Source organism: Paenibacillus sp. 2KB_22 (assembly GCF_052115745.1).
Classification (GTDB): Bacteria; Bacillota; Bacilli; order Paenibacillales; family Paenibacillaceae; genus Paenibacillus.
In genome coordinates this window covers 213,043-238,167 of record NZ_JBFRHG010000002.1, presented here as the reverse complement: position 1 = coordinate 238,167, position 25,125 = coordinate 213,043, and the positions used below count along the sequence as shown (strand labels likewise).

General features: G+C 42.3%; 20 protein-coding genes. 14 read left to right on the top strand and 6 right to left on the bottom strand.

Annotated features, from left to right (window positions below; translation table 11 throughout):
• Nucleotides 1–339: 339 nt before the first annotated feature.
• The 9 genes from AB4111_RS11955 to AB4111_RS11915 all read left to right on the top strand — a co-directional run bounded on the left by AB4111_RS11955 (nt 340) and on the right by AB4111_RS11915 (nt 15,575).
• Nucleotides 340–1,440, top strand: a complete 1,101-nt coding sequence (locus AB4111_RS11955) for an ATP-binding protein (protein WP_442031792.1) — start codon at nt 340–342, stop codon at nt 1,438–1,440.
• On the top strand, nt 1,428–3,896 hold the full coding sequence (locus AB4111_RS11950; RefSeq protein ID WP_442031791.1) for a DUF5682 family protein: 2,469 nt from the start codon (nt 1,428–1,430) through the stop codon (nt 3,894–3,896). The genes AB4111_RS11955 and AB4111_RS11950 overlap by 13 nt, the downstream gene beginning before the upstream one ends.
• Nucleotides 3,881–5,104, top strand: a complete 1,224-nt coding sequence (locus AB4111_RS11945; protein ID WP_442031790.1) for a VWA domain-containing protein — start codon at nt 3,881–3,883, stop codon at nt 5,102–5,104. Before AB4111_RS11950 ends, AB4111_RS11945 begins: the two co-directional genes overlap by 16 nt.
• A gap of 19 nt (nt 5,105–5,123) precedes the next feature.
• On the top strand, nt 5,124–8,678 hold the full coding sequence (locus tag AB4111_RS11940; protein WP_442031789.1) for a DUF4132 domain-containing protein: 3,555 nt from the start codon (nt 5,124–5,126) through the stop codon (nt 8,676–8,678).
• A gap of 4 nt (nt 8,679–8,682) precedes the next feature.
• On the top strand, nt 8,683–10,515 hold the full coding sequence (locus AB4111_RS11935) for a hypothetical protein (protein ID WP_442031788.1): 1,833 nt from the start codon (nt 8,683–8,685) through the stop codon (nt 10,513–10,515).
• Nucleotides 10,502–10,780, top strand: coding sequence for a hypothetical protein (locus AB4111_RS11930; RefSeq protein WP_442031787.1), 279 nt, complete (start codon nt 10,502–10,504; stop codon nt 10,778–10,780). The genes AB4111_RS11935 and AB4111_RS11930 overlap by 14 nt, the downstream gene beginning before the upstream one ends.
• 223 nt (nt 10,781–11,003) lie before the next feature.
• Complete coding sequence (locus tag AB4111_RS11925) at nt 11,004–11,546, top strand: sigma-70 family RNA polymerase sigma factor (protein ID WP_442031786.1); 543 nt, start codon at nt 11,004–11,006, stop codon at nt 11,544–11,546.
• Between the two features lie 13 nt (nt 11,547–11,559).
• Nucleotides 11,560–12,966, top strand: coding sequence for a hypothetical protein (locus AB4111_RS11920; RefSeq protein ID WP_442031785.1), 1,407 nt, complete (start codon nt 11,560–11,562; stop codon nt 12,964–12,966).
• 101 nt (nt 12,967–13,067) lie between these two features.
• On the top strand, nt 13,068–15,575 hold the full coding sequence (locus tag AB4111_RS11915) for a WG repeat-containing protein (RefSeq protein ID WP_442031784.1): 2,508 nt from the start codon (nt 13,068–13,070) through the stop codon (nt 15,573–15,575).
• Between the two features lie 152 nt (nt 15,576–15,727).
• Here AB4111_RS11915 and AB4111_RS11910 read toward each other — a convergent pair whose 3' ends face one another.
• On the bottom strand, nt 15,728–16,201 hold the full coding sequence (locus AB4111_RS11910) for a YbaK/EbsC family protein (protein ID WP_442031783.1): 474 nt from the start codon (nt 16,199–16,201) through the stop codon (nt 15,728–15,730).
• A 53-nt stretch (nt 16,202–16,254) separates the two neighbouring features.
• Nucleotides 16,255–16,812, bottom strand: coding sequence for a helix-turn-helix domain-containing protein (locus AB4111_RS11905; protein ID WP_442031782.1), 558 nt, complete (start codon nt 16,810–16,812; stop codon nt 16,255–16,257).
• Nucleotides 16,813–17,105: 293 nt separating this feature from the next.
• On the opposite strand from AB4111_RS11905, the gene AB4111_RS11900 reads away from it, so the two are divergent.
• The 4 genes from AB4111_RS11900 to AB4111_RS11885 all read left to right on the top strand — a co-directional run bounded on the left by AB4111_RS11900 (nt 17,106) and on the right by AB4111_RS11885 (nt 19,248).
• A complete protein-coding gene (locus AB4111_RS11900; RefSeq protein WP_442031781.1) occupies nt 17,106–17,783 on the top strand; it encodes an ABC transporter transmembrane domain-containing protein in 678 nt (225 codons plus the stop codon).
• A 99-nt stretch (nt 17,784–17,882) separates the two neighbouring features.
• Nucleotides 17,883–18,113 (top strand): hypothetical protein, encoded by a 231-nt coding sequence (locus AB4111_RS11895; RefSeq protein ID WP_442031780.1) that lies wholly within the window; start codon nt 17,883–17,885, stop codon nt 18,111–18,113.
• 315 nt (nt 18,114–18,428) lie between these two features.
• The gene (locus AB4111_RS11890; RefSeq protein WP_442031779.1) at nt 18,429–18,737 is read left to right on the top strand and encodes a hypothetical protein; all 309 of its coding nucleotides are present in this window, start codon (nt 18,429–18,431) and stop codon (nt 18,735–18,737) included.
• A 97-nt stretch (nt 18,738–18,834) separates the two neighbouring features.
• Entirely contained in the window at nt 18,835–19,248 is a 414-nt protein-coding gene (locus AB4111_RS11885) for an RDD family protein (protein ID WP_442031778.1), read from the top strand.
• A gap of 304 nt (nt 19,249–19,552) precedes the next feature.
• Here AB4111_RS11885 and AB4111_RS11880 read toward each other — a convergent pair whose 3' ends face one another.
• Genes AB4111_RS11880 through AB4111_RS11865 form a run of 4 tightly spaced genes read right to left on the bottom strand, consistent with a single transcriptional unit; the run spans nt 19,553 to nt 24,681 of the window.
• The gene (locus AB4111_RS11880; protein ID WP_442031777.1) at nt 19,553–21,031 is read right to left on the bottom strand and encodes a hypothetical protein; all 1,479 of its coding nucleotides are present in this window, start codon (nt 21,029–21,031) and stop codon (nt 19,553–19,555) included.
• Nucleotides 21,032–22,015, bottom strand: coding sequence for an AAA family ATPase (locus AB4111_RS11875; protein ID WP_442031776.1), 984 nt, complete (start codon nt 22,013–22,015; stop codon nt 21,032–21,034).
• A 19-nt stretch (nt 22,016–22,034) separates the two neighbouring features.
• A complete protein-coding gene (locus AB4111_RS11870) occupies nt 22,035–24,011 on the bottom strand; it encodes a hypothetical protein (protein WP_442031775.1) in 1,977 nt (658 codons plus the stop codon).
• Nucleotides 24,004–24,681, bottom strand: a complete 678-nt coding sequence (locus tag AB4111_RS11865; RefSeq protein WP_442031774.1) for a TnsA endonuclease N-terminal domain-containing protein — start codon at nt 24,679–24,681, stop codon at nt 24,004–24,006. The genes AB4111_RS11870 and AB4111_RS11865 overlap by 8 nt, the downstream gene beginning before the upstream one ends.
• Before the next feature lie 84 nt (nt 24,682–24,765).
• On the opposite strand from AB4111_RS11865, the gene AB4111_RS11860 reads away from it, so the two are divergent.
• A complete protein-coding gene (locus AB4111_RS11860) occupies nt 24,766–25,032 on the top strand; it encodes a helix-turn-helix domain-containing protein (RefSeq protein ID WP_442031773.1) in 267 nt (88 codons plus the stop codon).
• Nucleotides 25,033–25,125 lie beyond the last annotated feature (93 nt).

Sequence of the window (25,125 nt, the reverse complement as noted above, 5' to 3'; positions counted from 1 at the left end):
CGGGTTGCTGACCTGTGTCTTTCTTTGTGATATTTGGCCACCATTGGTTGAAACACAATATGGGAAGTGTAATGGTTTCTAAGGTTATATGACCTACAATGCGAATGTACTAGTCATAAGCATGCTGTTCGGATTCGAAACCCGTGTGTTGGCATACTGTAAGGATATTTCACCTGCATATTTGCGCTAGAGGCTATGTCCATGGACTTAGGAAGAGTGCTGATAAGAAGGACGTTTCAACCATTTTTATCGTTTTACCGGGTAGTTGCTCGAGTGCTGTGATAAAATGATAGGAATAAGAACATACGATCTGTTTATGTGAGAGGAGACACCTTGACGATGGAGATGCTTAAACCACCCGCCGAGACATTATACGAGGTTGAATTACGTGCACTGCGAGAAGAGGATCAGGGAAAACGTCCCCCGAACTGGCTGTTATCTCCCGCCTATGTGCGCGATTTTATTATTGGCAGGGATAAGCCAGCGCTATTGAATGGAGAAGAAATCCCGATTACCCGCAAATTTTATGGCAATGACGTGTTGATCGAACGTGCAGTAGTCACTCTGGCAGGCAATCGGGGATTAATGCTTGTGGGAGAACCCGGAACAGCCAAGACCATGCTTAGCGAACTTCTGACCGCAGCGATATCAGGCACCAGCCTGAACACGATACAAGGAACAGCAGGCACAACAGAAGATATGATCAAGTATTCATGGAATTACGCCATGTTGCTGGATAAAGGCCCTTCGGAAGCGGCGCTTGTACCATCGCCGTTATATAACGGAATGAAAAAAGGCATTCTTACCCGATTTGAAGAGATTACACGTTGTCCCGCTGAAGCGCAGGATAGTCTGATCAGTATTCTCAGTGACAAGGTCATGAGTATTCCTGAACTGGATGGCGGTGTACTGTTTGCCCAGCCGGGATTCAACGTTATTGCTACAGCCAATATTCGGGATAAAGGTGTAAACGAGATGAGCGGTGCCTTGAAACGGCGGTTCAATTTCGAAACGATCAAGCCGATTCATAACGTGAAAATGGAAGCCGAAATTATTGAATCCCAGGCAAGAAGCCTGTTATTACATAGTGGAATTGATATTGAAATTAACCCGGATGTGGTTGAATTGCTGGCTACAACATTTATGGAACTGCGCACCGGCATGACACGGGAAGGCTACAAGCTCGATACACCTCAAGCCTCCATGAGTACGGCAGAAGCAGTGTCTGTCTATGTCCAGAGTGCGATGACTTCCTATTATTACGAAGATAAGGCTATTGCGCTGGATCGGTTAGTGCAGAATATGCTGGGGACCATTGCGAAGGAAAACGACAAGGATCTGTCCATTCTCAAAACCTACTTCTCCAAGGTTGTTAAAGAGCGTTCCAGGGAAGAAGGAATGTGGAAGGACTATTATGAGGAGAGAAAATGGATCGGTTAACAGCAGTTCTGGACCCTGATGTTGATCAGTTACAATCCTTGTTCGAGTCCCATGTGTATAACCTGAGTAATCATACGGTCTATTATCCAATACGACACCATAGCCCTGCATGTTCATATCACTTATTACGATTAATCGAAGAGTACAAGCCGGATATCATTCTGATCGAAGGACCAGAGAGCGGTAATCCATTAATTTCGGTTCTGAGTGATGAGGCAACCTTGCCTCCTGTCAGTCTTTACTACACCTATGAGAGTGAGTTGCAGAGAGAAGCCTGCTATTATCCGATGCTTCGTTATTCGCCTGAATATGTGGCTATGAAAGAAGCAAAACGACTGGGCATTCCGGCGAAGTTTATTGACCTGGACTACCAACATTTCTCCACTCATGCATCCAAATCCGGCCAGATAGAACAAAAGGAGATCTCCATCCAAGACGAAACCTTGCTTGCGGGGTCTGACTTTATTAACCGATTGTGCCAAAAAACAAACTGTCGCAGTTTTGATGAATTGTGGGAAAAGGTGTTTGAGATTGGAGGCCTGGAGAAATCTACTGAGGAATTCGTGCGGGATGTATTCACGTATTGTACGCTATCCCGAATGTGCTATTCCACGGAACGATTACAGTCTTCAGGTGATCTGGCAAGAGAAGCACATATGAAACAACGTATTCAACAAGCGGTACTTGAACATGAGCGTGTGCTTGTCATTACCGGTGGATTTCATACGTATGGACTGTTGATGTCAGAGAAACATGAATCAGAATTGGAACAGTCAGAGATGGATAAACAGCATACAGAACAGCATTTGGATGGACAAGGTAAACCAGGTACGTCTCAACACGGTGCATTTGAACCAAGTGCGGTTCACCAACAGATGTATCCGATGGTCTATACTTTTGCTGAAGCGGATCGGCTTAATGGATATGCAAGCGGCATGCCTTATGTGAATTATTACGATCAGATCTGGAACCAGCTGCTTCGCAAGAAGAGTACACCGTACAATCTAACGGCTCTGGACTTGTTATCTCGGCTGATGCGCAAATTACGAGACGGTCACGAACATGTATCAACCAGTGATGCGATTGAGGCGTACAGTATGATTCAGGGGCTTGCCGGGCTTCGGGGCAAAAGGGAAGGCGGCGTCTATGAGTTGATGGATGCAGCACTCTCTTCCTTTGTGAAAGGGGAGCTTACCTTGGCGACCGACAAACCGTTGCAAGAACTGCAGCAGTTATTGACAGGAGACGTCATTGGAAGCGTGGCTCCCAATTCATTCAGTATCCCTATCGTGGAGGATTTCAAGGCACGTTGTACAGGATACAAATTGCAGATTCGCACAACTGGACAACACAAGAAAGTGCTGGATCTGTATGCAAAACCGGAGCATCGTCAGATAAGCCAATTGATTCAGTGCATTACCTATCTGGTTCCTGAATTCGCGAAACGGCAATCGGGGCCAGACTGGATCGCAGAGCGTAACATGAATCTTGTTCGCGAAACCTGGGTTTATATGTACTCTTCCCGCATTGAAGCCAGATTGATAGAGAACTCTCTCTATGGCGGAACGCTTGCTGGAGCAGCCACACGCAAAATGGAAGAACAGATGCAGGAAATACCGGATCATCATAGCGGTGAACTTGCCCGGCTCATGCTTCAAGCACTGCTCATGGGGCTGCAGGACACAGCGATGAAGCTCTATGAACAGGTGCGCTCGGCGCTGAGAACCGATGGAAATTTCCTATCCTTATGTAACAGCCTGCATGTTTTGAACCGAATTCATCAACACCGCAGGTTGCTGGGATTATCTGACGAGCAACATCTCCCTGACCTGGTATCCGAAGCTTATAGGAACGCCGTGGACAAGTTGTTACAGCTCTCCAGAGCCAATCCGGATGAACATGAAGCCATTATTCAGGGATTGAAGCTGCTAGCCATGCTCGCTGAGTCAACAGAGGCGTATTTTCAGGATGAGACATTCCGAATTCATCTGAATGAGCTTCTGTCTGATAACCAGCTTCCGGCTCAGCTGGAGGGTGTGTGTGTGGCTATTTCCTCAGGGCTCGGCGACAGGCCCAGAGATGAGATTGTTGATCGTGCTCGCGGGTATATCCATGGTACACCGGATCAGACCCGTCAAACGGCACTTTTTTTACAGGGAGTATTCACTGTCGCACGTGACGCTTTTTTATATGAAGATCAGTTGTTGTACGAGTTGAATGTTTTGATTGAACAGCTATCCTACGAAGACTTCATCAGTATGGTACCGGAATTAAGGCTGGCATTCACCTACTTTACACCTATGGAGACAGGCTTGATTGCTGAGCGGGTGGCAAGTCTGAATCAGGTTGAACCAGAGGAGATGTTAAGGCCAGCGGTTGATGAGCAGATGCTGATCCAGTCCAAAGCATGGGACGAAGCGCTTCGAAAGGAGTTTGCCACATGGAAGCTAATATGAATGAAGCGAACCGGAGAACAGACGGAACCAGAGAAATCAATCAAAGTTCCAATCCGGATGGAAGCAACCGAGGGGATCAACATTCTGCTGAAACCTTAAATCGATGGCGTCTGATTCTCGGTGAATCGGCCGAAGAAGGATTGTGCAATACAGACCAATACACTTCGGCTGAATTTCAATATACGGAAATCGATGAGATTCTGGGGTATCTCTATAATTGTGAATACGGTGAAGAACAAGGTTATCGAAAAGAGGGAGGACGAGGTGCGTCTAATCTGACTGTACCGAAATGGTTGCACAAGGTCAGGGATCTATTCCCCAAACCAACGGTAGAAATATTGGAGAAGCAGGCGCTCGACCGCTACGGACTGACCGAATTGTTAACTGACAAAAAGTTGCTTGAATCCCTTGAACCCAACATGAATCTGCTCAAGAACATTATGCAGTTCAAAGGACGGATGAAAGGTGAGGTGTTAAAGAGCGCCAAAGAGATCATGCGAACCGTGGTTGAAGAACTCCGCAGCAAGCTGGAATCTCAGACTAGAGCCAGTATCATGGGCAAGCGCAGTCGTTATACCTCCAGTTCAGTACGTTCCTTGCGCAATCTGAATTTCAAACGAACCATCACCAAAAATTTGAAAAATTATGATAAAAATAAGCGCAGATTTGTGATTGATCGCCTCTATTTCGACGGGACTATACAGCCCCATAACAAATGGAACATCATTATTGGTGTGGACGAAAGTGGCAGTATGCTCGATTCAGTCATCTACAGTTCGGTGATGGCCAGCATCTTCTATCGCTTGAATGCGCTGCGCACGAAATTATTCATTTTTGATACACAGGTGGTTGACCTGAGCGACAGGCTGGAGGACCCGGTAGATGTGCTCATGAATGTACAGCTCGGCGGGGGGACACATATTACCAAAGCGTTGCGTTACGGCGAGACGTTAATCGATAATCCAGGCAAAACGATCTTTATTCTTGTCAGCGATCTGGAGGAAGGCTACCCAATCGCGCAGATGTACAAAGCATGTAAAGATATCATCGATGCAGGATGCAAATTGCTGGTTCTCACCGCACTCGATTTTAACGGGGATTCAGTCTATAACAAACATGCAGCACAGACGTTGACCAATATGGGCGCACATGTAGCAGCAATTACCCCAAACGAGCTTGCGGATTGGATTGGCGAGATCATCACTTAAATTTGAGGAGGAATGTGTAATGCTTACCACAGACCGTGCAGTAGAAACTTTGGTGGAGAAATTCGCAGTAACTTGTTCAAATGAGTATTCATTAAAAACCGATCGAAGCTCCGAAATTATTGATTATGTCTTGGGAACATCAGACAAGTTCCCGGATATGATGGGGAATTCGAGTCATTATGTGTATCAGACGATTGATCTGCTCATGAAGCTCGCCAAAAAAGATGATGGAGATATCTTTTACCGTGCCGGCGCTATTGTGATATATCTGGAATCCAATTATTCCAAACGAAATTCATGGAGAACGGATGCCTTTACCATCTGTATGGGAAATGATTCAGAAGCCTACGGCTTAAGTGGAAAGAGCAAAAGTTCTGATCGCATGGGCGGGTTGTTGTCCCGGTTGGAGAAGATCAAACAGTTTGCGGGCGAGAACGAAATTCTGGCTGAATTGAAGAGTAAATTAAAACGTGCCCAGTGGCTTTTTGATTCCAAAAAAGCTGACAGTCAGGGGAATTATCGGGATGTCATTAATGCATTAATGCTCCTGCAACTATATTCGAAGCTAAGTAATACCCCTTCTCATGCAGAGGTTGAATCTTCTGCTCAATCGTTGCCAGCGTTGTTTCAACATGTGATGGCTAATGATCCAGATAAGTTGCGGGAAGAGCTACATACGTTGATTGAACCTGTAGTGGTCAGTAATATTCAAGGGAAGCATAACGGATCTTCCCAAGAATTGAAGGATGAATTCCTCAAGCAAAAGCGTAATCAGCTCATAGCGGAGCTATATCCCAATACGTCTTTCTCTCCAAAAGAGCAATGTTCACACGCTGTATTCCATCAAACGATGGTACTGGTAAGCAGTGCCTTGTTGTACCTGATTAACATTAGTGGAGGTAAACAACGTTTTCTTGATGCGAAGAGTGAGATTGGGCATGTTTTGCTTCATACCCTGCATCAGTTACATGAGATTTATCCACTTGAAGTTCGCCGTTACTTGCTGAGTATGGAGCCTAGAGCAAAGAGTCCAAATGATCTGCTTGCTGGACTTGTACCTCTGGATGAGCCTTATCAGTTAGTTGAAATGTTGCGGGACGAGCTTAATTCGTACACGGTATCCTGGAACATGCTACAATCCGCGATCGCGAATCGTCCTGAACAAGCGATTCGAGCATACGAGATTATCAAACCGCCATTCCTCAAACTTTGCATTCAGAAATTCATGGAGGATCAAGGATTGGCATTGCCTAATGCGGAGGAGTCATTGGAGCAAGCGGTATTCAACGCTCTGCGGCATCCTTTGGACGGGGGACGTCAAGGAATTGCGATTGCAAGATATTTAAGTGGGGAAAACACCCTTGAAGAATATTGGGAGGACCCGAATAGTCGCGGGTTGTTTAATCAACTGAATCGGGATAAGAAGCGTGTTCACAACCTCATTAGTATTAGTTTTCTGCCCTTGGACTCAGAGGCGATGCGCAGGTTCGCAATCTTGACCACTCATCCTGATTGGACGCTGGATATTGTCTCAGACATGTACAATTCTTACGCGTTTAGTGGAGAGCAGCTTCTTCAACGTTATGGGCAAGATCCTGAGGTGAAACGTGAGAAATTGCTAACGAGCCTGATCTCACTCAATGGCATGACCGACTATAGATACAAATCCATGCCACATGACGAATACCGCCGAATCATTCAGCAGAATCTGGACTATGCACTGACACAGTACAAGAAACTGCCAACGGATACGCGCATTCTAATTCTGGAGATTACCTTTGAACAGCGTGATGAGCTCTCGAAGAAACAACTGTCCGAAGCGATTCGTGCCGGATTGCAGGATTCGTCCAAGAAGGCGAGCGGAGTGGCTTTAGCCGAATTCAACCGGATTCCTGATCAGGACTTGTATACGCTCGTATACCTCTCGGAGAAAAAAGCGGGAATCAAAGAGATGGCTCTGACTGCAATCCGCAGTCTGGAAAACAGCAAGGAGCTGTACGGTGAGCTTTTGAAGAAAGAGAAGGCAGAGGATTGGAAAAACCTGATTCAAATTCTGCTGGATACCGCAGATCTGAGCCCGGAGTATGCTCATGCTGCGCTCGCTGATCAGGCAGATAGTAAAAAGCTGTCCAGACTAAGTTGGTTGTCCCTGAAAGATCTCCCTTCCCTGATGCGAACAGAGGACAATCAGCCGTTAGATGACCGAATTAAGCTATATGTTATGGTGCAATCGCTGGATCACACTTCAGGACCCAATGAAAGATTAAATGAATTACGGGACTACGTAAGTGAGGCATCACTCGTTCGTTTTGCAAGTGAATTGCTTCAGGTCTGGATTCAGGAAGGTGCCCCCGCGAAAGAAAAGTGGGTGATGTATGTTTCAGCACTCTTTGGCGATATTCAGATTGTAAATATTCTGACACCGCAAATTAAGGAATGGACAGAAAACAGTCGAGGCGCGATTGCAGCAGATGCTGTGAAAGTGCTCGCTTATCTGAAAGATCCATCCGCTCTTATGGCGATTGATAAAATCAAACGTGGCGTGAAGAACCGTCAGGTGAAAGGTGCAGCAGAAGAAGCATTGCAGCTTGCAGCCGACAATATGGGACTTACTTCGGAACAATTGGAAGATCGACTTGTCACTACACTTGGTTTTGATGAAAAAGGAACCATGCAGCTGAGTTACGGAGAGCGCTCCTTCCTGGTTAAGGTCAATGGAGACTTGCAAGTGGTTGTTCTCAATGAAGAAACGGGTAAATCCGTGAAGAGTCTGCCTGCTCCTGCACAGAAAGATGATGCTGATCTGGCAGCACAGTCGAAGGCACGTTTTACACAGCTGAAAAAAGATCTCAAATCCATGGTTAACATTCAGGCGCAGCGTCTGGAAGAGTCATTGTCCAAGCAACGTCTGTGGTCTGCCGATGAGTGGAAAGCCCTGTTTGTACAGAATGTCATTATGCAAAAATTTGCTGTTGGTCTGATCTGGGGAACATATGAGGATGGCGCTCTGATCAGCACCTTCCGTTATATGGAGGACGGTACCTTTAACTCCGTGGATGAAGATGAGGTTGATCTGCCTTCAGGTGCACAAGTGGGACTTATACACCCATTGGAACTGGATCAGGCGACGCTAGAAGGTTGGACAACGCAGTTGGAGGATTACGAGATCAAGCAGCCGTTTGAGCAACTGAATCGTGAAATTCATCAGCCTGAAGACGAGGACAAGATCAAGAATGAATACGATCGTCTGCCTGAGTCTGATTTCTCACCAACGTCTTTCCCCAAAGCACTGGAAAAATACGGATGGATCAAAGGGCCTGCACAGGACGGCGGCTGGTATCATGAATTTTATAAAGAGTACGGAGATCTTGTTGCGGAATTGCAATTCAGTGGTACGAGTATTACGTATTACGAGGGATTGGATGACATTACCCTGGAATCCTTACATTTCTTCAAACCGAATAACAAGCAATATTATTACTATGGGGACAACAAACCGATTGCTCTGGGCAACGTTCCAGGTCGAGTATTCAGTGAAACGATCTACGATATATTGAGAGCAACGGGGCGTTGATGACGTGAGTGGATTCAAGGAGAAATTCAGGATTTTTTCGAAGCTGTGCACGGAGGATTATCTGATCCGGTACGCCAACAAGGGATTGTACAAAAGGTCTTTGAAAGAGTTGGACAATGGTGTAACTGTAACATACACATGGAATGAATCATCCGTGAGCTGCGAGTTAAGTGATGGGACACACTGTACGCTTGAAGATACGCTGGATCATTGGAATTGTTCCTGTCCTTCAGAGCATATCTGCAAGCATGTGCTGATTGCAATTCTATATGATCAACGGGAACACTCGTTAGAGGATTCGATGAGTGCAGATGAAAACCATGTGCTGGATAAAGACTCAGGGATATCGAATAATGATTCGTTGGACGTACCAAAAGACGTATCAGTAACAGAATCAGTATCGAACTCAGCATCAAATAGGGATGATTCAAACGTAGTTTCGCATGCCGCATCTCTTGAAATGGAGTCTCGCTTTCGCTGGATGACGGAGTCTGACCTTACAACACTGATTAAATCGTATAGCTCTTCCATGCTGGAGGAAGTTGTATTCCGCTTAAGGTACCCTGAAGAGGTGAAGATCATCGTAGATTCACTACTTACGGTACAGTTGACAAGTCAGAATATGGAGGTGTCTTTTACCGAGGAAGCCAGTCTTGCGAAAGCTCTTTGCAAGGTGCCGCAGACAGCCGGAAAGATGGCCAAGCTTGAAGCTTTGCTACGATATCGTTCACTAAAAGGGCTGAATGATACGGATGCATTAAGTGGAAGGGTGTACGAAGCCAAGTTCTCTCTGCAGACGGTGCAGGAATGTCGCATGATGCTGGCAGGATTGTTGAAGACGGGACTGGCCCGTCTTCCGCAGTCCTATATGGCACAACTGGAGACTTTGGCGATCGCAGCTCATAGTGGCAACCTCCCTGATATAGAACGCAGTTTACGAGGGATTCAAGGGGAACTACAGTTGTTTTTTAACAGACATATCCGTTTCTCCATGCAATCCATACTGGATCGCGTAAGCAAGCTGTATCTTGCACTCCAGGTGCTTGAAGAGAAAAAGGTGTCTGCCATTCAGCAGAGTCAGCTCATTGGCAGTTTTCGAAGTAAATACTATACGGTTCCTTCACTTCACCTGTATGGACTGGGAGCTGATGCGTGGGAGACACGATCCGGTTATCGTGGTATCACCTATTATTTCTATTGTTTCGATGATGAGAAAATCTACACCTATAGCGATGTACGTGCTGTATATTATGATGATCAGCAGTTCTCGTATACAGAGCATTATGGTGCATTCACACCATGGCTGCCTCATCTGACCTTTCGCCAGTTCGTGGGTGAAGAAGTTCAATTCCACTCCGTTAAAGTGAATGAAGAACGCCGGATCTCCTCCGGGGAAGGTGCCAAGCTTGCAATTTTGCCACGTTCGGGTGTGGAAACGCTGAATATGGGCAAAACCATGCAAGATGTATCGTCTGTGCTTCAAGAGAAATCGCGAACATTTGATTTATTCGCTTCTCCTAGAGAACGACTGGCTGTGATCAAAGTCGCTCGAATTGTGGATCACAGCTTTGTCAAACAAACCCAGGACCTTATCCTAACGGTTGAGAGTGCCGAAGGAGAACGATTGACACTCACTCTCCCGTATTCATCGGACTGGCAGACGATGATTCAAAGACTGGAGTCCGGATATGGTTCCCAATCCCTTGAACACTTCTATGCATTTGTGCGTATGGAATCAAGACGGATTAGCCCAATCAGTTTTCTGAAGGGTCAAACGGTGCTCAGTCTGAAACTGGATATCGGCAATGGAAGGATGGGAAGACTTGGAAGAGCATAATCAGTTCATGCATAGAATCAGCAGCTGGTCTGAAGAGTTACTGCTGCGCGGGTTATCTCAGTTTGCGATCCGAGATATTGAAGTTCTTGAGCAGCTCGCAGCGGAATCCTCGCGGTTGCAGATGAGTTTCCTGCATGAGTTGTTGAATCACATTATTAAGGAAGGGCGTAGCGTGGCTCTGGGACAAGGTAATGAAGAGCTGCTGTTATTTCAGTATTGTCGTCTCACCCAATATGTACAGCTCAGTGTGCAAGAAGAGGCGTGATATTGGTTAGTTATCGAAGCTAAGGCACATGAAGCGATATGATGTAATAAATAAGATGTATTATAGAATATAAGAAGATTTGCAGAAGGCCCCAAGGTCACTGCAAATCTTTTTTTATCGTGGAGTAAGTAAAAGTTATTTGCCAAACGAATATAGGTAGGAATCAAGGATCAACACGAACATTCGTGACTCATATGAGCATGGAAGGGAGGAATATATAATCGTGGAAGAAGAACAAATACGAAAGGCAGTGGCGAATCGTGATCCGGAGGCTATGGAATGGGTGATGAATCATTACGCAGGTTTGTTATGGAAGATTGCTCATTCCATCCTACATCATGCATCTACAGAAGAGATTGAAGAATGCGTTGCAGATACATTTTTTGCTTTCTGGCAGAATCCGGATGCGTTCCAATCTGGGCGAAGTAGCCTGAAAAACTACCTTGCATTGATCACCAAACATAAAGCAATTGATCGCTACAGGAAACTTAAGCGAAGATCTGAGCTTACATATGAAGAAGAGATTCATTTGGTGCAAACGGAGGATTTGTTGGTTCAGATGATCAGTAAAGAGATGTATACGGAACTTAATCACATGATTGAATCTTTTCCAGAACCGGAACGGGAAATTATGAAGCGTCGGTTTTACGAAGGACAGAAACCACATGAAATATCAGAAGCATTGTCCCTTCACGTTAGGCAAGTCCATAACAAGCTTTATCGCTCCAGGCAACGATTGAGGACATGGTGGATGAACAGGAAATAAAGGAGGCGATTAAATGCGAAAATCCGAAAAAAAATTCACTGAGCAGAACCTCATAAATATTAAGAAGTTATTCTATGACAAATTGGCGCTAAATGAGCCAAGAACCACGACGAGATCAGGTTCATCTTTATATGCACCCATGTTATACCCATCCGCACAGACCGAGAAGTCCATAAATAGGAGGAGAAAGTATCGCAAAGCCATCTATATTCCTATAACCGGTGCGTTATCTTTATGTCTGGTTACAGGGGCAGCTGCATCAGTTGGAATCATTGATCTGTCTTCTGTTCTTCATTTTATAGGTGCAGATCGAATTGGCATTCTTCAGCCTGTTCACCAGGTGAGTGAAGATCAAGGGATTCGAATGGAGGTTATAGGTGCTGTCAGGGACGGAGATACAACGGAAATCTATGTTTCATTGTCGGATCTGACGGGTCATCGTATTGACGAGACACTGGATGTATATGATTACAGGGTAACCGGAGGTAATGCAAACAACGCTCAGATTATTCATTATGATGATGCGGAGAAAACGGCTATTGTTCGATTCCTCATTCAAGGAAAAGTCACCAAGAACCGAATTACAGTTCAGATTAATACACTGATGTCGGGTACATCTCTTCAAGATGGCTACAACGTACAGGTGGACTGGGAGCAGTTGCTACAAGAAAAGAAAATTAATAGCTATGATATCCTGGATCGAGATCGTATAAGTGGCTGGGGAGGTGAAACTGATATTCAAATGGAAACCGATCCAATTCCGGTATTGCATCAAGATGTAACGAATGTCCCTGTTTCCGGTATTGATTGGATGCATATTTCCAATATGGGTTTTGTGGAGGGCAAGTTACACATTCAGATTAATCCGGATAATGAGATTGGCGAATATAATCATGGATATTTCTACTTCACGGATGAGCAAGGTCAAAAGCTCGATATTCCCCAATATTCCATTAGCTACGGGAGATACATGAAAAATGGAGTAGACATTGGTGGGGATTACATTGAGTATGTGTATGATCTGTCCGCTGTTGACAAATTAGATACGCTGAGACTTCAAGGTAGCTTTACGAGCATTAGTGAAGTTGTACAAGGGAATTGGAAAACTACTTTCAACCTGGGTCAAAATGCTTTGAGTAAAAAAGGAAACATTCAGCTTGATGTGAATGGAGCCTCACAGGCAAATCTAACTCTTTCCTCGGTTGGCGTAACACTTACAGGTGAGGTACTGAGCAAGATTCGGGTGGAGAATCTGCGTATTGAAGTACATATGAAGGATGGTACTTCAATAAATGCTGCATCGGGTTTCATCCAGTTGGATCAGGATATCATCAAGTGGATATCGCCAAAAACCATTCCGGTGAATGATGTTAGCTACGTGCTAATCAATGGAGAAAAAGTGATTTTGCAAGATAAATAAGAAAAAGAGCAAATCAGTTAAACTTGAAATGAATTACATGTCATATCCCGATTTATGACGCATACCATTAGGCGAATGCGGTCATAAGGGAGGAAACTGAGATGTCCATGAGCGAACCGCTGTTAACGCAGATTGTGAATCAACATATTCCGGCTGGTGCAACGGTCGTCACTATCGATAAACCTGTTCAACATCCAGCGATCTATGCGGCAGATCTTACCGGTGACGGTATGCCAGAGATTGCTGCAGTCTATCAGTTGAATGGTGAGCTGTATTTGCTCATTCTGAAATTTGTTCAAGGGCATTGGATCAAGATGGCACTAATTAAGGGATTGGGGTATGGAGTGACTTTAATGACTGCAGCCCCTGTAACTTCAACGGCAAGGAACAATCTCATCATTGGTTGGCGGATTGGATCTATTTGGTCTAAGCTTGCCGTATATGATTGGACTGAATCAGGGCTCAAAGATCTGGCGCCTGACGATCTATATTATAGCTATGCGGAGATTATAGATATTCCTGGTCCGCATGGTCGAGATGGCAAGGTGGAGATTGCACTCTGGATACATGACACTGGTGAAGCCTATCGTGTAGAGATTATCCGATGGCAGAATGGGAAATGGGTTCCTGCACCGGACGTATATGCAGCCTATTATCCCAAAGTGGTGCAATATTACGAGCAACTAACCCAGCAATATCCTGATTATATCTTCTACTGGTATTACCTTGCGGATGCTCAGTACCATGCAGGTCAGTATCCGGCAGCACTCGTTTCAGTTCAGAAGGCACTCAGTTTCCCGGAAGCGTATCCTTCCAGAGAGGTACTACAGGAACTGGAAAAGAAAATTAAGCAGGCGATGGTTCCTATAAGCCATTCTCGGGTAACGACATGGTTATATCCCATCTCCGTTCGAACCACGAATGGGACGCGTTGGGGGTATATGGATGCCCAAGGTCACATTCGGCTTGAGCCGGTTCTGGATGACGCGCAAGAGTTTCAACCCAATGGATTGGCTGTAGTTGTGAAGGATGGTCATGCCGGTGTAATTAATCTTCAGGGGCAGTATGTTGTTCAACCTGTATACGATTCCATCAATTCCTTTTCTGAAGAACGGGCGATAACGATTGATTCTCAAGGATTTAAGATGATTAATGAACAAGGTACAGTCCTAACCAAACGGGCGTACCCGTATATCTCGAATATGAAGGACGGCCGCGCGTTGTTTTACGATTCAAACCCTGGTCAGACAGATGGATCAGTGAGTCGGTATGGTTATCTGGATGCCTCGGGTAATGAGGTGATTCCAGCACAGTTCGCTTCGGCGAACGATTTTCAAGATGGCAAAGCAGTTGTGCAGATCAAAGACAATGAATATGCGCTTATTAATCGCAATGGACATCGACTCGCGACTTATCCATATGCCTATGTGGGACCACTTGGGGATGGACTGCTTGCTTTTCAAAAAGAAGCCTCGGGTAAATACGGGTACATCGACGAACGGGGCAATATTCGCATTCAGCCCAAATTTTCATCGGCATTTCCTTTTAGCGGCGGGCAAGCGATTGTCAATACAGCGGAGGACTACAAATCGATCTATGGTGTCATTAATACGCAAGGATCATTTATCATTCAACCCGCGTATAATGACATCCGTGAACTAGGCGAACATCGTTATGCGTTGGGGCAAGCAATTAATCCGGAGCAGCCTTATATTGGCTCTGTATACGCGATTGCAGAAACTAACGGTAGGAGACTTACGGAGTTTGTATATCGCGATGTGGGCAATTATACAAACGGTCTGGCATCTGCATCGGACGGAAGACAGACCTATCTACTGGATCTGAGTGGAAGACCTGCCGCTGGGTATCCTCATGTAGAAGGTTCGGGTACGCTACAGGTTGTTGCACCAGATCTGATTAAGGCAAATGTAGACCAGCGTTTATCTTATGTGAACCGGGCAGGACAGATCATTTGGCGGCAGAATACAATCGTTCCACTTCATCCGCCGTACCGTGTTCGCGAAGAGAAGTACAAACCGAACAGGGACTATCTCGTATATTATCCGCAGGTGGAAGGATTAACGAACCAAGCGGAGCAGCTTGCGCTGAATGCCAAGTTGAAGGAACTCTCTCAGGTTAAACCGATTCCTGCAGATCAGCAGCTAGATTACACGTATACAGGAGATTTTGATATCACGTTCTATCAGCAGCAATTATTGCAACTGCAACTCACAGGTTATAACTACCCGGCTGGTGCAGCGCATGGTATGCCTACGATGATCTATGCGATTATTAATCTGACGAATGGTCAGTTGTATGAACTGAAGGATTTATTTAAGCCGAATAGTGACTATGTCAAAGTGTTAAGCCAGATTGTGGGGGATCAGATCAAAAATGATCCTCAATACTCATATGTGTTTCCAGACACTTATAAGGGGATTAGTGCGGATCAGCCGTTTTTTGTCACAGCGGATGCGTTGCATCTCTATTTCAATCCATATGATATCGCACCTTATGCGGCGGGATTTCCAACCTTTACAATTCCTTTTGTCCAGATCAAGGATATCATTGATACAGAAGGTTCGTTCTGGAAAGCTTTTCATGGTTGATTGAGGGTACAGCCAACATTTTAACGAAAATATACACTAAGGACGTTAAGGCGAAAGACAGCGAATTTTTCCTGCTTAAGCAAATGTCCGCTGATACTTAGCGTATAAAACAGTCAAAATGTTGGCGCTACCCCATATAGAACTACTATAAATCAATCATTCCATCCTTTACATACATCAATCCACTCTGAATAACTAGAGTATTTTTCTAATTGTTTTATTGTAAGTTCAATAGCACTATTGCTACTCCCGCAAGCTGGATAGATTGTCTCAAAACGTTTTAGAGATATGTCTAGATAAACAGAAACATCATTTTTGATAGCAAATGGACAAACACCTCCAATGGCATGACCAACCATATCAATGGCTTCATCAGGAGAAAGCATTTTTGCTTTTGTTTTGAAATACTCTTTGAATTTTTTGTTATCCACTTTTGCATCCCCGGCAGCAACTACTAAAACAGCTTGTTCATTCACCATAAAAGAAAGTGTTTTTGCGATTCTCTCTGGCTCACAACCTAATGCAGATGCAGCCAAATCCACGGTTGCACTAGATACTTCAAATTCGATAATTTGAGAATCCATACCATATTGTTTAAAAAAATCTTTTACTTTTTCAATTGCCATAATCAGCACACCTCATTTTAAATATTTTCTAGATGATCATAGATGAAACTTGCCTATGTTCTTGGGTAAAAAATCATGTTGTAAATGATACATGGTTCTTGATAGAGATTATTATAGGAATGAACAACATTAGCACGAAAGCGGAGTGCTTGATTTTCTTTTAAAACAATTTTCTTTTTGTTGACTACCATTTCTAACATACCTTGTACCACAAAAACATATTCTTCCACACCATCAAGGTGCCTTTCAGATGGATGGTGACATCCAGGATCAAATTCGATATAAAATATTTCAACGTTACGGGTAGGGTCAAAAGGAAAAACAGGAAATGCTCTCATTTTTCCATCATCTTCAATGATAGCGTCTTTGGACCGTGTATCAACCACACTGCACTGATCTTCTAGCTCTTCCAATAATAAAGATAAAGGGACTTTTAAGCCGACTGCGATTTTCCAAAGAGTTGTAATCGTTGGTGAAGACTGTCCTCTTTCAATTTGTCCAAGCATAGGCTTACTTACATCAGTAAGTTTAGAAACATCTTCAAGTGTAAGATTTCTAGTTGCTCGTATTTCTTTTAAACGTTCTCCAATAGTTAATACTGGCGATTGCATTGCATCACTCCTTTTGTATGTTATAACATTTTAAAATATAATATAACATAACATACTATCAGTTGGATTCAATAGGCGACATTTTAATGATGTAAGTAACTACTTCACATATTTATCCATACTAAATGGAAAATATTACGGGAGTTACAGATCAAAGAAGTCATATTTGTCTATGCAATAAAAAACGAAAACTTTCTCCAACAGCACCTCTTTTGCTTGACGAGAATGTAAATACTTCACCATTCATTCTCAAGTTAAGCGACGAGGTCATATGTCAAATAGGGCTTATAATCTTGTTTGCATGGCTTCTGGTGGAGTATGCGGCTTATGCCTCACTCTATGACAAGACCTATCGGGCACCATACAGCCTCGCGGCCTCAGGAAGGTTGAAGTTGGCCGAACATATTCGTCATCTGTCGTTAGGATTTTTCGGAAAACGTGATCCTGGGGATCTGACGAATCTGATCTTGAGTGATTACGGCCAGGTTGAGCATACGATCTCTCACAATCTGACGCAGCTGATCAGCGCGATTGTGCTTCCGGTACTCGCTTTTGTCGGACTTCTGTTGGTGGATTGGAGAATGGCCGTAGCTATGTTTATTGCGGTTCCCTTAGGCGTGGCTCTGTTATGGCTTACGGATTCGATTCAAGCACGACTGAGTGAGAACCATATTAGAGCCAAAAACGAAGCGACCAGTCGGCTGCAGGAATACTTGAGCGGTATTCGTGAGATCAAGACCCACAATATGGGGGGCAAACGTTTTGAACGGCTGCGTCGTTCTTTTGATGAATTGAAGTCAGCTTCCATTGGGTTGGAAGGCATCATGGGACCTACAATTGCATTGCCTTACTCTTACTATGATTGGAGAGATCACCTGACATTCTTGGCAGATTCGTTTGGAGAAGAAAGCAAGAAAGATGAATATATTGCCAAATATGATGCGAAATATGATGCGAAATCTGCAGAGTAGAAACAAAAGCTGGAGGCGGCTGTACATGGTGAATCCTTTGCCGTAATTGAGACATATCCAAACAACCTGGTCATCTATTCCAATAAAGGGGCAGCTGAGATGTTATACGGTGAATGGGGCCTGAAGCGCACAGAGGGGATCCCTCATCCAGAGGGCTGGGGCGGTAAACAGATTGCACTGGAGGCTCTGGCTACCGTTAATCCGGATCGTCTGCTATTGATGGAGAATAGCGAGAATAAGATGGTAGCCAGCAAGGTGTGGAATAACATGAATGCAGTGAAGAATGAAAAGATCTATAAAATGAGCTTATGGACCGCCTGGGTACGATGATTCTGGAAGGGCAAAAGTAGTCGTTGAGTTATAACAATTTACGATGGATTAACTTTAACATTTAACAGAGCCTAATAACGCCTATGTGTAATTGTGTAATTTGTTCGAAATCATGTAACTTGAACGGTTCTGGCTGCGTTTAGATATTGGGGTGATCTGATGTTGGTGAACGCGGTTCAACGATACATGGTATTAGGACTAATATTTATCGGCGTTTTTTTAACAGCACTCATCGTTCTTGAAAGGATGGAAGGGTACCATATAACAACAACAGAGTATTACGGCTTACGTAATCTAGGGGGGCTGATATATATTTTGTCGCTCATCCTGGGATTCGGTCACTATTTACTGGCTTTTTATGTTGTTATTCTGAGCCCAATCTCATGGCTGCTGCGGAAATATGTATGTTTGCTTACAGTGAGAACTTTTATCTATATGGTTGGGTTTGGATGGGGCGGACTGTGGGTTTTTGATCTCATGTACAATCCATATTTTGTAAATGGATATCAACTCAACCGAATGACATCGATATGGATCTTTGCCATTGCTGGGTTATCTTATGCGGTCTTGGAGAATAAAGTTTGGGTAAGAGAACGGATGCTGAACGAACAGAAGACTACTTAACAGAAGTTGAGTAGTTTTTTTTGTTTACATAATTATTATTTTGTTTACATATGAGACTAAGGAGCTGCATCTTAGAAATTTAGTTTAAAATTGTAGTTTGGAGGAAAACATTTTGTATAAAGCAGGTTTTTGGATTAGATTAGGAGCAAGTGTGCTGGATAGTCTTATTATTTCAGTTCCGTTAGTGATTATTGCAGGTGTGCTTACGGGCAATTTTGATGCGGATGAGCCGATTGCCAAACTACTTAGTGCGTTATATTCAATTTTATTACCAGTTTACTGGTATGGTCGAACCATTGGAAAACGTATATGTGGAATTCGAATCCGTAACTACGATACACACGAACCGCCAAAAATTGGTACGATGCTAATGCGAGTTGTTGTGGCCGGACTTGTGTATGTAATAACTTTAGGCATCGGAGTTATCGTAAGTGCTTTTATGGTCGGTTTGCGTGAGGATCGACGTGCGATTCACGACTTCATTGCAGGAACAGAAGTAGTCTGGGATTAAACAATTAAACTCGGAGATTATAAAGAATTGGCTGTACAGGGGTAAAAATCACTGTGCAGCTTTTAAATCTTTAGTACTGTTTCACAAAACTCGTATTTTGTACATATGTGTAATGCGACTAAAACTTTTGTAGTTTTAAGCTTCGCCAATTTATCGGTGTCTGAGGACAAGAACTTGTACCGTTAAAGGACAAGAACTTGTACCGTTAAAGGACAAGAACTTGTACCCATTGACGATTGACGTTGTTCTTCCCTTCATTTTTTAACGCTTATTACAAATAAAAACCCATTAATTTTTAATGGGTTTAAAAACTTAATCTTTTCACATATTTATCAACTGACTTTTGTAGTTTTAAGTTCTCTTCATTAGGGTTACTCATAACGAGCATTGCGATTTTCTGAGGTGCAAAAGATTTCATGGATTGAATGGCTTCTTTGTTATGCCCATCCTGATGCGGACATTTCCATTTAGGTACCGATTGAATTTCATCTAGATGATAAAATTCAATTGAGCTTGATGAAGAATTTTCGCATTTAATATATTTTATTGCTATGTTTGGGAAACTGTTATCTTTTATTTGTTCAATTTCGTTCCATTGAGGTACACTTGCTTCTACACTTCTTTCTCCTGCAACTTTCAGCCAATCAATGAAAAAGTTTGAGCTAAATTGAGCTACTATCTTTTCTAATACCCAGAATAATGCGTTCTGATTAATCCCCCCCACACTTCTCATTTGATGACTAACGATTTGTTCTGTAAAGTATTCTAAGTGATCTCTTATGATCAATGGTCCTCGATAGAAAAAATCATTATCCACTGTTCTACACAGGGTATCACAGTAAAAATACTCTTTGTTCAACAGAGATTTTCTCCAAAATACATAGGCATATGCATATGTACATATAGTCGGGAAATCAGCAAATTCATCTGTTTTTTTTAGTTCCATTAGTTGAGAAATACAATGTCTATGTTCCTCCAATACAGTTGTTAGTAGTTCTTCTTCTACTCTCTGGTATGCAGCGGAACAAACACGTAATAATTTATTTTGGAATGGGCTGGAAAAATATTGATCATGCTGAATAGGGTTAGAATCGTCAAATTCAATAGTTTCCTCTGGAGAAGCTTTGATTAACGATTTTAAGTTGCAGTGTTGTGCATGAATGATCCATTTGAACTGATTTTTATTATCATCTGAGTTTTGAAGCCATCGGAGTATATTTTGGTCTAGATGGTTCGGTCCCATCCATTCATTCCAACTAGATGAATGTAAGTGTGCGAGAGAATGCCCACACTTACACATAAATGCATGATCCAATTGTTTGTTTGTTAACAAGAATGGTATTTTCCCTCTACATTTAGGGCATGAGTTAAGCAACTTACTCTTATGAAATACACATTCGTCAAAGAGTTTAAACTGATGAAACCAAGAATGATATCCCCCGCTTAAACAACGTTCACACCAATGCAGGTCTTTGTAAAACCAATGCTCCCAGGAACTATACAAACCATGAAAAGGCTTAATCAAGGATTGAATGATACGATAATTGTGTTCCTTTAGATTAATTTTTAAAGTTTGATATAGTAATTCTTCATTGAAACTTTTCAATTCCATAAGCTCTCTCTTTTTATCTCCAACGTCATGCTTTACGTTTTTTATATTTTCATTTCCAAAATAACGAAGTAAATCGTTTCGATCAGCTAAGTTAACTAGAGTTAATTTCTCGAATACAGACCAGGGTGACTCATATTCATAAAGCCATTCTTTTCTCCATATGACGTTCATTTAGTTAGCCCCCTTGTGTGCTAAAGCCATATAAATCTCAGATTCAATGTAACCAGAAAGCTTAATTGCTTCCAACCAATGTTGTGAAGTAATCCAATCTAACTGTTCGCCATGTGCTCCATATATTTTCAACGCATTTTCAATGGCATAAGTAAAATATTCCATCGGAATTTCTAGATCAGAGGATACTCCATGTTCTCTTCGAAGTGACATAAATTGTTGATGAATTGTATCGGCATCCATCTCAAGTCGATAGCCCTTTTGAAATCCCTCAGGAAAAAAGTAACGTGTGTAGCTCCATCCACTATTATCTGGATAGCAAGATATGTCTGGTTCATCATAGCATCGCAGAACACGCTTTATTTCTTCCACGGAAGTAAGACCAAAAAAACGATGTTCATGAGTCATAAAGCGACCAATAATCTGTGACTTTTTTTGTTCGAGAAAGAATGTTCGTCTTCCTAACAGTTCCTCTTGCCCAACAGATATCACTGACATACTTATCTTCTCACGATCCAACTGATTATAAATATCCATTAACCAGTTATAATGGTACTCTGTTAGCCGGTGCGCTTCGTCCATGATAAGTATAATTCTTCTTAAACGGGACTTTTCAGCTTTCTCCATTAACAGATTGACAATTTGGTTTCGCAAATCGGTTGGTTTTCTTTTATTTATAAAAGGAAATTTAAAATCATTTAACATGTCAACGAAAAACTTTTCTTCGCTAGGAACTTTATAGGAATTTGTATTAGCAATCAAGATTGGTAAAGGAGCTTCGATGTATGTGGGGAAATTTTCAATTGCAAATTTTATTGCAAACGTTTTTCCTATTCTAGGGCGCCCATATACAATCATCCCAGGTAAGCGATTCATAACGATTTTTCTTAAACTTTCAATTAGTCGAAGAACTTCTTTAGTTGGCAGCAGGTAGTGACCAATTTCAATCGGATGTGTTCCTATACGAACCGTAGGTTTGTTCATGTGAAAAATATCTCCTTCATTAAAATGATTTGGTTTTGAATTGTTTCAATAGTTGATCGTATATATCCATTTCATTTAATTTCTCTTTTTTGAGTTGCTCTTCTCTTACGTTATCTAATAACTCGTTTTGTCGATGAGCTTCTTCCAACACTTTAGTTTGTTCTTTGGGTAAATTAGAAGGTTCATATTTACTTACTTCATGAACTTGTGTAATTTTATTTGTCATATTCCTTGATTTTTTTGTACGCATGAGATAGTCAGTGTAAACGAAAATAGGATCATCCCACGTAGTGTAGTGGAGAAGTTTTCTTTGAACTAGAGAGTTAATGGCTTTTCTAGTTTGTAGAGAGTGAGCTGTAAGTGACCATCGGCCGGCTACTGTTAAATAACCAAATTCACTTCCATCTGGAAGAAAAGCCTTTAACGTTCGAATGTCATCCACGTTTACATGTAGCACAAGTTCTGTGTTTAACAAGTAAGCTGAGTTAGCAAGCCTTTCACTTCGATACTCAGCGCCCTCAAACTGGATGTACGGCTTCTTACCGGATTTTAAAGAGCCTCTTACAGTTCTTTTTTGAGTAGTCTGCATAAAAAGCAACTCCGATCGTTTGGCTTCTTCAAGACGTCTTGGTATTAATCCAGTTGTCTTCATTCTTTTTTCCAAAAGTTCGAGAGGTGTTTGGTGATAAATTCCCCCATGAGGAGTGCCATTGTAATTAGAAATCAGTACATCAATCAGTTGTTTTAAATGATCATAGGTAATGTTTAGGCTAAGAGCCTTCTGCTCAGGATTGTTTCTTCGTGGATCATTTGGCCCGCTACCCGTAGTATTAGGTAGACGATGAAATCCGTTTTCCTCCAGTGTTTTGAAGAATCTTTCAATTATGCCCCTTCTCATTGGTAGTGCTACAGGCCCTAAATTCATAGAACAACCAATTAAGTTGTCCAGTCGATCTTTTACCATTTTGGCATAATGTGATTTAGCATTATCTAAACAAATTACATCCCAAACTGCCCAGGTTAGTTTAGGAAACTTTTCTGATGGGAATCCACCAACAGATTGATACGATAAACCAGGTATTGTCAGCTCTAACTGCTTATGTGGCATAACTGAATTACGAACGCAGTGCATGACATCACTGGCGCTATATTCTTTACTCAAACTTATGGAGTATCCCAGAATGTTACGAGTAGCCACGTCAATAATTGTTAGAATCCAAAAACGCTCCAGAAGCTTAGTTACCAGATCTCCATCAGGTGTAGTCAAATCTATTGCAAAAAAACCATCGATACGATGAGCATCAAACTGAACTTCTTGGAAGGGGAATAACTTTGAAATGTGGTTTTGTGTTTCCTCTCCGACATGTCTTGCTTTTTGCATTGCATCATTGCCATGCCGAGCGACGGATTTCCTGAAATTCTGTAGAGCTAATTGCTTAAGGTAACGTTGTACTGCTTTATATCCCATCCATTCTGTATTAAGGGGATAATCTGAGTAAGTTACTCCTTTTAACCGACATTCTTCTATAAATCGTTTGTGGACGTGCTTTACTTTCATTACCGGCTCCAGGGAGCGATTCTTTCTTCCCAGAAATAAATCTTCGATTAGTTCCCTAATATCAGGATGCATATCAAGGAATCGATTAAATTCACCTGTTTTTCGATCGTTATTTTGATTTTTATTAAATACGTTAAGTTGGTACACTTTTACGTTTTTCTGTGGAATTAATCCCCGAAATCCTATAACGACACCATCTCGATCATACTGCATGCATCGTTGAACTAACCTTCTCAAGTTTCGAGGAGAAACTCCAGTCACTTCTTGGATTTCCTCTAATCTATCTCTACTAAAGTACATATTAACGGCTTTTTTACGCTGAATGTAATTCGTACGCATCGGCTCCTTAATTGAACTTTCATCAACACTGGGCCAATGTACAGGATTAATTTGTTCCTGCTCTAATCCACTTTGTTCATAGATACGTGATCTACTCATTTTTACATACCTCCATTTGGCTTCCCCAAATTTGGTTTTCAATGTCTACTGTGAGATTGCCCGTGTAATATAACCACTTGAGTGCCAAATTTACATCGTCTGCTGGAAAACAAGATATCTCTTTAATGATTTCTTGAATCTTCTTGTTACGCACCGTTATGGAAGCCAATACATCTGAGATACAAGCCGGCTTTTCACTATTCAGAACTGCTGTGACAATGGATTTCCGGTTTTCTATTGAATGCCGCCCCCTTCTAATGGTTTTCTCAGTGCGAACTTCATAGGCTTTGTTATTTAATCTGCACCATTCTTGTTGTGCCTCAATCTGACGTTTGGTTCGATCGTATTTAGGATGATTTGATGTGAGTTCTTTCTCATATTTGACTTCCACAAAGGTTTCCTTACCATCCTGATTCAAAGTCCACATATCGAATATGCTTGTACGTAATTGCCCCTTTAAAACATATGATATTTTCAAAGGTTGCTCACAATACGTTAGAACCTCCGGATTTGATTCCACAGTAAGCCAGTGATCAAACTCCAAATCACTGTACAGCTCAATATTGCGTTTATTTACTTTGTTTCCACGTGAAGTCCAATAATTATTTCCATATTTCTTACTTCGTAATATCTTGAGAGGATGATACTTAATGTCTTGATTTTTCTCCACAAAGAACATCCCTTTCATAATTTGTTTAAGTTATGAACAAAGAAACGCTTTTTTATACTCTCTATGTATAACTAGTGCCTATCTATGAACATACTAAGAAGTAATAGAATTATAGACGGAGGGGTTCAAATGTCAGAAGAACAGTTCTATAAGTGGCTAGGAGAATGTCTACGAGACCTTCGGAAATCGAAAAAGCAAACACAAGAAGAGATTTGTCAGAGTTACCCTCTTGCCCGCTCTTCCCTAGCCAACATTGAGCGAGGTAGGCATATGATCAGTGCATATAACTTATATTTGCTACTTCATATTCTAGAAATTCCTCTGGAATCTTTATTTAACAACCAATCGTAACCAATCGTATTAAGGAAGAAATAAATCATAAATGTATAAATCAAGGGCAAAATGGGAACACAGCCAGAAAAAGAATTAAGGATGTGTTTCAGG